The sequence below is a fragment of the Arthrobacter sp. Y3223164 genome, assembly GCF_059091005.1.
This window is the reverse complement of the sequence record NZ_JBNHGF010000373.1, coordinates 1-2,649: the sequence shown is the minus strand read 5'-3', so window position 1 is coordinate 2,649 and position 2,649 is coordinate 1. Positions and strand designations below refer to the sequence as shown.

Here is a 2,649-nt window from a genome sequence, read left to right as displayed (position 1 = left end):
AGACGGACGGTGACCTTTACCGTTCCTGAACCGCTCTCAAGATTAAGCGACGAGGGCGTCACCGTTGACTCGGCAAGCACGGGCCCCGCGGTATCGGGCACGGTGAAACTGCCACTGAACGTCGCGGTCCACTCGGTCTGGGCGCCGGGAGCAAGGACGTAGTCGGTTTGCACCCTGGCGGTGATCGTCACGGTGCCAGTGCCCTTGTGGGTGCCCGGGGGAACGGTCTTGCCGCCGACCAGGTAGTCCACGCCTTCGACCGCCGGGATCGTGTAGGTGTCCTCTGCGGTGCCGTCCTTATCCGTGAACACCACCGCAGCCGGGGTCACCGGGTAAGGGGTGGCCTTGAACGCCGCGGTCCATTCGGTGACGGCGCCGGCGGCGATGACGTAGTCGGCCTGCACCCTGGCGGTGATCGTCACGGTGCCAGTGCCCTTGTGGGTGCCCGGGGGAACGGTCTTGCCGCCGACCAGGTAGTCCACGCCTTCGACCGCCGGGATCGTGTAGGTGTCCTCTGCGGTGCCGTCCTTATCCGTGAACACCACCGCAGCCGGGGTTACCGGGTACGGGGTGGCCTTGAACGCCGCGGTCCATTCGGTGATGGCGCCGGCGGCGATGACGTAGTCGGCCTGCGCCCGGGCGGTGATCGTCACGGTGCCAGTGCCCTTGTGGGTGCCTGGGGGAACGGTCTTGCCGCCGACCAGGTAGTCCACGCCTTCGACCGCCGGGATCGTGTAGGTGTCCTCTGCGGTGCCGTCCTTATCCGTGAACACCACCGCAGCCGGGGAAACTTTAGGAACGACGGTGGAGGTCAGCGGATCCAGAAGTGTACTGTCGCCTTCCACCCGGGCATAGTTGCCGGCTTTATCACTCGGCATGATCAGGGTGACTCTGTAGTCACCTTCCGGCCACGACAGCGAGTCGATGACGTCGGTCTCGGAGTAACCCGTGAATTCCCCTGGTCCCGAGGAATGCACCTCTTTCATATAGGCGGACTTGTATTTTTGTCCCGGCCCGTAGACCCAAAAGGAGACGGAGCTAATGGGGCCGGCGTCCTTGAGCGTCCATTTGAACCTGATTTTCTCGCCAACGCCCACCGTCTTGGGTGAATCCAGAGACACTGACACCAACGCCGGAGCCGTCACATCGGCATTAGTGCCGGAAACCGTGGAGGTCAGCGGATCCAGAAGTGTACTGTCGCCTTCCACCCGGGCATAGTTGCCGGCTTTATCACTCGGCATAATCAGAGTGACTCTGTAGTCACCTTCCGGCCACGACAGCGAGTCGATGACGTCGGTCTCGGAGTAACCCGTGAATTCCCCTGGTCCCGAGGAATGCACCTCTTTCATATAGGCGGACTTGTATTTTTGTCCCGGCCCGTAGACCCAAAACGAGACGGAGCTAATGGGGCCGGCGTCCTTGAGCGTCCATTTGAACCTGATTTTCTCGCCAACGCCCACCGTCTTGGGTGAATCCAGAGACACGGACACCAACGCCGGAGCCGTCACATCGGCATTAGTGCCGGAAACCGTGGAGGTCAGCGGATCCAGAAGTGCACTGTCGCCTTCCACCCGGGCATAGTTGCCGGCTTTATCACTCGGCATAATCAGGGTGACTCTGTAGTCACCTTCCGGCCACGACAGCGAGTCGATGACGTCGGTCTCGGAGTAACCCGTGAATTCCCCTGGTCCCGAGAGATGCACCTCTTTCATATAGGCGGACTTGTATTTTTGTCCCGGCCCGTAGACCCAAAAGGAGACGGAGCTAATGGGGCCGGCGTCCTTGAGCGTCCATTTGAACCTGATTTTCTCGCCAACGCCCACCGTCTTGGGTGAATCCAGAGACACTGACACCAACGCCGGAGCCGTCACATCGGCGGCAGCCGCTGGGGCAGACCCAGCTAGTCCCAACGACATGGCTAAGGCGATTGAGACAAGTAAGGCTGGGAGCTTCCTAATAAGACTTGCGGCCACTGCAGCTGGTCTCCGCCGCGGAGTCGAACGCGAGAGTCTGCTTTTACGTGCAACGACGGACTGAACCCAATAAACAGAAAGCACCGATATTCCCCCAGCTAGACCACACTAAAGTGCGGCCGTCAAATTGGATGCCGTCCGCTTATTCAGCTCATCCTAGCTGAACAAGCGGTAATGGAGTACGTGCCCACGACGGCGAAAGAGCACTTGCCCTAACTCTGCAAGTGAAACTAAGAACGGCTATCTTTTGCTAAACCCTGTCATGGCCAGCCGCTACCTCGGCGGCCTGATCTATCGGCCGATCTTGGGTGTGGATTTCGAGGTCTTCGACACGGCGGTGTAACCGGTCTTGGTGCCGGTGACCTTTACTTTAATGGTCTTTCCGGCGTCGGATCCGGTCAGCTTGTAGGTCTTGGAAGTGGCGCCCTTGATGGCCGTGCCCGAGCGGTACCACTGGTACTGAGCGTGGTTCCGGAGGTCCAGGTCCCGGTTGTCGCGCTCAGGGTCTTGCCGACCTTCGCAGTACCGCTGATCGCCGGGGTCTTGCTGGTGAGCGTGCCCTTGGCGATCTTGCCTGTTGATTTCGAGGTCTTCGACACGGCGGTGTAACCGGTCTTGGTGCCGGTGACCTTTACTTTAATGGTCTTTCCGGCGTCGGATCCGGTCAGCTTGTAGG

2 pseudogenes are annotated in these 2,649 nt (G+C 60.3%); both read right to left on the bottom strand.

Annotation, left to right across the window (positions count from 1 at the left end):
* Positions 1-1,847: pseudogene (locus tag AC5RUJ_RS14235) on the bottom strand (hypothetical protein); the annotation flags it as partial.
* A gap of 524 nt (positions 1,848-2,371) precedes the next feature.
* Positions 2,372-2,649: pseudogene (locus AC5RUJ_RS14230) on the bottom strand (hypothetical protein); the annotation flags it as partial.